This is a genomic window from Actinoplanes sp. NPDC020271 (assembly GCF_044388125.1).
GTDB lineage: Bacteria > Actinomycetota > Actinomycetes > Mycobacteriales > Micromonosporaceae > Actinoplanes.
This window is the reverse complement of sequence record NZ_JBIRWQ010000067.1, coordinates 1-7545: the sequence shown is the minus strand read 5'-3', so window position 1 is coordinate 7545 and position 7545 is coordinate 1. Positions and strand designations below refer to the sequence as shown.

Here is a 7545-nt window from a genome sequence, read left to right as displayed (position 1 = left end):
CTCGCGCCTTGCAGCAGGTGATCGACCGGCACGACATCTACCGGACCGCTGTCTTCTGGGACGGCCTGCCCGAACCCGTGCAAGTGGTGTGCCGGAACGCCGACCTGCCGGTGATCGAGCACACCATCGACCAGGACTCCGCCGATCCGGTGGCCGACACGTTCGACGCCGCCGGATCCCGCATGGATGTCGCCCGCGCACCGCTGATGGACCTGCACGTGGCCCGGGCCGGGACGCGCTGGCTCGGCGTGGTGCGCATGCACCACATGGTCCAGGACCACCTGGGCATGGACGTGCTGGTCCGGGAGCTGCGGGCGGTACTGGCCGGTGACGGTGCCTCGCTGGCCCCGGCGCTGCCGTTCCGCAACTTCGTGGCGCAGGCCCGGAACGGGGTGGACCGGGCCGAGCACGAACGGTACTTCGCCGAACTGCTCGGCGACGTCACCGAGACCACCGCGCCGTACGGGCTGATGGAGGTCCGCGGCGACGGCACCGACGTGATCAACGAGGAACTCGTACCCATCGGTGACGACGTCGCCGCGCGGCTGCGCGCCATCGCCCAGCGCCTCGGCGTCAGCACCGCCACCATCCTGCACGTGGCCTGGGCGCGGGCGCTGTCAGTGCTCTCCGGCCGCGACGACGTCGTCTTCGGCACCGTCCTCTTCGGCCGGATGAACGCCGGCGCCGGGTCGGACCGGGTGGTCGGGCCGTTCATCAACACCTTGCCCGTCCGCGTCCGCACCGGCCGGGTCGAGGTGCGCGCCGCCGTCGAGCAGATGCGGGCGCAGCTGGCGGCGTTGCTGGAGCACGAGCACGCGCCGCTGCCGATGGCGCAGCAGGCGGCCGGGGTGGAGGGGAACGCGCCGCTGTTCACGTCGCTGTTCAATTACCGGCACATCGACAGCGGGGCACGAGCGGCGGTTCCGGAGAGCGACAGCCAGGTGATCGCCGGGGTTCGTCATCTCGGGGCCCGGGTGAAGAACAGCTACCCGCTGACCGTGTCGATCAACGACCTGGAGTCGTCCGGCTTCAGCATCAGCGTGCTCGCCGCCGACAGCGTGGACGCGTACGGCGCGGGCGTGGCGGTGCGTACCGCGGTGGAAAACCTGGTCGACGCGCTGGACGAGGCGGACGCAACCCCGCTGCGCGACGTCGCGGTGCTCGACACCGCCGGTCGCGACCTGGTGATCGACGGCTTCAACGACACCGCGACGCGGCTGCCGGCGCTGTCGGTCCTGGAATCGTTCGGGCGGCAGCCGGCCGACGCGGTGGCGCTGGTGTCCGGCGGTGCGCGGATCAGCTTCGGCGCGCTGGCGGAGCGGGCGGACCGGATCGCCCGGCACCTGGTGGCTCAAGGGGTGGGCCCGGACTCGGTCGTGGGCCTGCGCTTGCCGCGGGGCGCGGAGACGATCACGGCGATCCTGGGGGTGTGGAAGGCGGGTGCCGCCTACCTGCCGCTCGATCCGGCGCTGCCCGGTGAGCGGCTGGAGATCCTGCTGGCCGACGCCGGTGTGGAAGTGGTGCTGGCCGATCTCGGCGAGATGGCGGACCACCCCGAGGCGGTGCTGCCGGCGGTGACCGACCCGGCGGCTTTGGCGTACGTGATCTACACGTCGGGTTCGACTGGCCGGCCGAAGGGCGTCGGGGTGACCCATGGGGCGGTCGCGAACTACGTGGATTCGGTGTCGCAGCGGCTTGGCTGGTCCGGGGCGGGTACGCGGTACGGGTTGTTGCAGCCGCAGGTGACGGATCTGGGGAACACAGTGGTGTTCATCAGCCTGGCGACCGGTGGTGAACTGCACATTCTGGACGCTGATGCGGTGGTCGACGCCGAAGCCACCGCCGGCTACCTCGCCGAGCATCGGATTGACGCGGTGAAGGTGGTTCCGTCGCATCTGGCGGCGCTGGGCGTGCAGGGTTTGCTGCCCGCGCGGTCGTTGGTGCTCGGTGGGGAGGCGGTCCCGGCTCTGCTTGCCGCCGAATTGGTGCAGGCGGCCGGTGATCGGCCGGTGTTCAACCATTACGGGCCGACGGAGACGACGATCGGAGTGGCCACCGCCCGGTTGAGGCCGGGCGCGGTGATCCCGGTCGGTTCGCCGATCGCGAATACCCGATTCTTCGTGCTGGACGACTCTTTGCGCCCGGTGCCGGTGGGAGTGGCCGGTGAGCTGTATGTGGCCGGTGCTCCGGTGGCGCGCGGGTATGTGGGCCGGCCCGGGCTGACCGGCGAACGGTTCGTGGCGTGTCCGTTCGCCTCCGGTGAGCGGATGTATCGCACGGGTGATCTGGTGCGGTGGACCGCTGAGGGCGAGGCGGTGTTCGTCGGTCGTGCTGATGAGCAGGTCAAGGTCCGCGGGTTCCGCATCGAGCCGGGCGAGGTGCAGGCGGTTCTGCTGGCCCATCCCGGCGTGGCGCAGGCGGCGGTGATCGCCAGGGAGAACACCCTCGTCGCGTACGTCGTTGCCGCCGGCGCTGTCGACGATCTGCGGGAGTTCGCCGCTCGGCGGTTGCCGGACTACATGGTCCCGTCGCACGTGGTCGAACTGGCGGAACTACCGCTGACCGCCGCCGGGAAACTCGACCGCCGGGCCCTGCCGGTGTCCGGTGCCGAGGCCCCGGCGCGCCGGGCACCGGCCGATCACACCGAGGCAGCGCTGTGCGAGCTGTTCGCGCAGGTCCTTGAGCTGGACGAGGTCGGTGTCGACGACGACTTCTTCACGCTCGGCGGTCATTCACTGCTCGCGATCCGGCTTCTGTCACGCATCCGCGTCGTCCTCAGCGCCGAAGTCAGGATCCGGACCCTGTTCGAGGCACCGACCCCGGCGGCCCTCGCCGCGAGACTCACGGACCAGAACCAGACGCCCAAGCCGACGCGGCCGGCGTTGCGCCCGATGAAGAAGGAGAACAGGTGATGATTCCCCTGTCGTTCGCGCAGCGGCGGTTGTGGTTCCTCAGCCAGTTGGAGGGCCCGAACCCGACCTACAACATGCCGCTGACGGTCGCGGTGCCGGGCGACGTCGACGTGGCGGCGCTGAACGCCGCCCTGCGCGACGTGCTGACCCGCCATGAGTCGCTGCGTACCGTGTTCCCCGCCGTGGACGGCGAGCCCTACCAGCACATCCTCGATCCGGCCGGCCTCGACTGGGAACTCGAAGTGCGCCGGGTCGCGGTCGGCGACCTGGCCGCGGCGCTGGCCCGGGCATCCGAGTACGCCTTCGACCTGGAGACCGAGGTGCCGGTACGGGCCTGGCTGTTCCAGGCCGACTCGGGGGAGCAGGTCCTCGCCCTCACCGTGCACCACATCTCCTGCGACGGCTGGTCGTTCGCGCCGCTGACCCGCGACGTGACCACCGCCTACGCGGCCCGCTCGGCGGGACGGGCGCCGGCCTGGGAGCCGTTGCCGGTGCAGTACGCGGACTACGCCCTCTGGCAGCGTGAGCTGCTGGGCGCCGAGGACGACCCGGACAGCCTGCTCTCCACCCAGGTCGCCTACTGGCGGCGGACGCTGGCCGGTGCGCCGGAGGAACTGGCCCTGCCGATGGACCGTCCCCGGCCCGCGGTGTCGAGCCACCGCGGGCACGCCGTGCCTCTCTCCATCTCGGCCGAGGCCCACCGGGAGCTGATCGAGGTGGCGCGTGCGGAGGGCGCCACCTCGTTCATGGTCGTGCAGGCGGCCCTGTCCATGCTGCTGTGCCGGCTCGGCGCGGGCACCGACATCCCGATCGGTGCGGTCGTCGCCGGACGCACCGACGAGGCCATGAACGACATGGTCGGCTTCTTCGTCAACACGCTGGTCATCCGGACCGACCTGACCGGCGACCCGACGTTCCGGCAGGTGCTGGCCCGGGTCCGGGACACCGGCCTGAGCGCCTTCGACAACCAGGACCTGCCGTTCGAGCGGCTGGTCGAGGAACTCGCGCCGCAGCGGTCGCTGTCGCGGCACCCGCTCTTCCAGGTCGTCCTCAACCTGCAGAACACCGGGCGGGCGCTCGTCGGCCCTGGATCCGCGGAGGGCACCACCACCGCCCAGGCGAAGTTCGACCTCGACGTCGCGGTCCGGGAGACGTACGACGACGCGGGTCGTCCCGCCGGACTCGCCGGCACCGTCATCGCGGCAGCCGACCTGTTCGACGCCTCGTCCGTGGAGACCCTGGCCGCCCGGCTGACCCGGATCCTGGAGAACGTCGCGGCCGATCCCGATGCCCGATTGAGCACGGTCGGCGTGCTCGCCCCCGGTGAACGTGAGCGACTGCTGACCGGCTGGAACCCGCCCGCGCCCGCCCCGGCCGGGTCGTCGCTGACCGGCCTCTTCGAGCAGCGCGTACGCGAGAATCCCGCCGCGGTGGCGGTCACCACCGACGAGGTGTCGCTCTCCTACGGCGATCTGGACGCGTCGGCGAACCGGCTCGCGTGGCGGCTCCGCGGGCTCGGCGTGACCCGGGGTTCCCGGGTCGCGGTGCTGATGGAGCGCGGCGCCGATCTGGTGGTGGCGCTGCTGGCCGTGGTGAAGGCCGGCGCCGCGTACGTCCCGGTGGACCCCCGCAACCCGGAGGACCGGATCGCCTTCGTACTGGCGGACTCCGCCGCGGCGGTGGTCCTCGCCGACCGGGCCAACGCGGACCGGGTGCCCTCCGGCGCGCCGTCGCTGGTCGTCGGTGAGCCTGAGCCGGGCGCCGACCGGGTCCCGCCCGGTGCGCCGCCGGCCGAACCGGACGCCGCGGACCCGGCGTACCTGATCTACACGTCCGGGTCGACCGGACGCCCGAAGGGTGTGGTGGTGAGCCACGGCAACGTCGTCTCGCTGTTCGCCGCGACCCGGTCCTCCTTCGGCCTGGGACCGCACGACGTGTGGTCGTGCTTCCACTCCTTCGCGTTCGACGTCTCGGTGTGGGAGATGTGGGGCGCCCTGCTGCAAGGCGCCCGGGTGGTGGTCGCGCCGTACGACGTGACCCGTTCCCCGGAGGCTTTCGCCCGGCTGCTGGAACGCGAGCGGGTGACCGTGCTGAGCCAGACGCCGTCGGCCATGTACCAGCTGCTGGCGGCGCCGGAGTTGGTGGCCGGGTCGCTGCGGCTGATCGTGTTCGCCGGTGAATCGCTGGACCCCGCCCGGCTGGCGCCGTGGTGGCGCGGCCCGGGCCGGGACGCCGAGGTCACGCTGGTCAACATGTACGGCACCACGGAGACGACGGTCCACGCCACCCAGCGGCGGCTGACCGCGGACGACGCCTCGCGGGGCAGCGTGATCGGCCGCGGCCTGCCCGGCTGGCCGGTGTTCGTGCTCGACGAGTTCCTGAACCCGGTGCCGGCCGGCGTGACCGGTGAGATGTACGTGGCCGGCGCCGGCGTGGCGGACGGCTACGCGGGGCGGCCGGGACTGACCGGTGAGCGGTTCGTGGCGTGCCCGTTCCTGCCGGGGCAGCGGATGTACCGCACCGGTGACCGGGCGCGCTGGACCACCGGCGGGGACCTGGTGTTCGCCGGTCGCGCGGACGAGCAGGTGAAGATCCGCGGGTTCCGGATCGAGCCGGGCGAGGTCGAGGCGGTCCTGCTGGCGCATCCCGGCGTGACCCAGGCCGCCGTCGTCGCCCGGGAGGACACGCCGGGGGACAGGCGGCTCGTCGCGTACGTAGTGACCGCCGGTGAGATCGGCGACCTGCGGGACTCCGCGGCGCAGCGGCTGCCCGAATACATGATCCCCTCGGCCTTCGTCACCCTGCCCGACCTTCCGCTGACCACCAACGGCAAGCTCGACCGCCGGGCACTGCCCGCTCCGCGGTACACCACCGGTCTCGGCCGGGCTCCGGCGACCGTACGGGAGGAACTGCTCTGCGCCGCGTTCGCCCAAGTGCTGGGTCTGGAGGCGGTCGGTGTCGACGACGACTTCTTCCGGCTCGGCGGGCACTCCCTGCTGGCAGTCCGGCTGGTGTCGAGGATCCGCGCGGTGCTGGCCATCGACGTGCCGCTGCGTGCCCTGTTCGAGACGCCGACCGTGGCCGGGCTCGCCGCGCGCCTGGACACGAGAGCGGGTGTCCAAGCCGTCCCGTTGCGCCCGGGCGCCCGCCCGGAGCGGGTGCCGTTGTCGTCCGGGCAGCGGCGCCTGTGGTTCCTGCACGAACTCGAAGGACCGAACGCGGCCTACAACCTGCCGGTCACCATCCGGGTGCCCGCCGAGGTGGGTCCGGACGTGCTGGAGGCGGCACTGCTCGACGTGCTGGACCGGCACGAGTCGCTGCGCACCGTCTTCGCGTCCGAGGGCGGCGAGCCGTACCAGCGGATCCGTGCCGTCGCCGACCTCGACTGGCGGCTCGAGGTGCACGAGACCACCGCGGACGATCGGGAGGCCGCGGTGGAGAACGCCTCCCGTCACGCGATCGACCTGTCCACCAACATCCCGGTCCGCGCGACCCTGTTCGAGGGGGACAGCGACGAGCGCCTACTGGTGCTGGTCCTGCACCACATCGCCGCCGACGGCTGGTCGCTGGCGCCGCTCCGTCGCGACCTGTCGGTCGCTTACGAGGCCCGGTCGCGCGGTGTGGCGCCGGTGTGGGAGCCGTTGGCGGTGCAGTACGCGGATTACGCGTTGTGGCAGCACCGGCTGCTCGACACCGAGGTGCTGCCCGAACAGCTCGCTTATTGGCGGCAGGCGCTGGCGGGGGTGCCGGAGGAGTTGGTGTTGCCGTCGGATCGGCCGCGTCCGGCGACGGCCAGTCATCGTGGGCATGTCGTGCCGCTGCGGGTGCCGGCTGAGGTGCATGCGCGGTTGGTGGGGCTGGCGCGGGCTGAGGGTGTCACGACGTTCATGGTGGTGCAGGCGGCGCTGGCGGTGATGTTGTCGCGGCTGGGTGCGGGTGTCGACATTCCGATCGGGTCGCCGGTCGCGGGTCGTACCGATCCGGCTCTGGAGGATCTGGTCGGGTTCTTCGTGAACACGCTGGTGATCCGTACTGATCTGTCGGGTGATCCGGATTTCCGGCAGGTGCTGGGTCGGGTGCGGGCGGCGTCGCTGGGCGCGCTGGCGCATCAGGACGTGCCGTTCGAGCGGTTGGTGGAGGAGTTGGCGCCGGTCCGGTCGCTGGCCCGGCACCCGCTGTTCCAGGTGCGGCTCACCCTGCAGAACACCGGCGACCAGCGGGATGCCCCCGGGACGCGGGCGGTCGCGGCGGGGTCGACCGAGACCGACATCGCCGTCCAGATCACCGAGAGCTTCGGCGCCGGTGACGCCCCGGCCGGCCTGCACGGGTCGGTGACGGTGGCTGCGGACTTGTTCGACGTGGCGTCGGCGTCGCGGATCGCGGGGTGGTTCGCGCGGGTGCTGGAGGTGGTGACTGCTTCGCCGTGGTTGCGGTTGCGGGAGGTGGATCTGGTGGCGGCCGCCGAGCGGGAGGTGCTGGTCGATGGCTTCAGTCGGACTGCGGCGGTGGTGTGTGGTGGCACGGTGCTGGATGTGTTTGAGCGGTGGGTGGGTGTTGCTCCGGATGCGGTGGCGGTCGTCGGTGACGGTGTTGAGCTGACGTATCGGGAGTTGGATGTGGCTGCTGGTGTGTT

2 protein-coding genes are annotated in these 7545 nt (G+C 71.9%); both read left to right on the top strand.

The annotated features are described in order from the left end of the window. A partial coding sequence (locus tag ACH442_RS47610; RefSeq protein ID WP_396344846.1) for an amino acid adenylation domain-containing protein occupies positions 1 to 2912 on the top strand: 2912 nt, incomplete at its 5' end. Further along, positions 2912 to 7545: amino acid adenylation domain-containing protein (locus tag ACH442_RS47605; protein WP_396344845.1), on the top strand; the 4634-nt coding region annotated here is incomplete at its 3' end. The genes ACH442_RS47610 and ACH442_RS47605, both read left to right, overlap by 1 nt.